1 pseudogene is annotated in these 251 nt (G+C 57.4%); it reads right to left on the minus strand.

Annotated elements, in window-relative coordinates:
- Positions 1-249 (minus strand): annotated as a pseudogene (locus AB3X98_RS42230) (IS110 family transposase); the annotation flags it as partial.
- Positions 250-251 lie beyond the last annotated feature (2 nt).

A 251-nucleotide genomic window follows, 5' to 3' on the forward strand; every position in this document is an offset into this window, starting at 1 on the left:
TCGCGTTATCGCCTCGCAGATTGCTTCGGCATCGGCCGCGTCGGTCTTGTTGCTCTTTACGTAAGGCCGGACGAACTGCGGGGCGATCAGTCGAACGGTGTGTCCGAGCTTGGTGAGCTCACGCCCCCAGTAGTGCGACGAGGCGCACGCTTCCATGCCGATTACACACGGTTCGAGCGTAGCAAAATACCGAAGTACATTCGCGCGTCTTAGCTGTTTGCGTACAACGATTTCGCCTTGCGAATTCACTG

Source organism: Paraburkholderia sp. BR14312, assembly GCF_040948675.1.
GTDB classification, from domain to species: Bacteria; Pseudomonadota; Gammaproteobacteria; order Burkholderiales; family Burkholderiaceae; genus Paraburkholderia; species Paraburkholderia nodosa_A.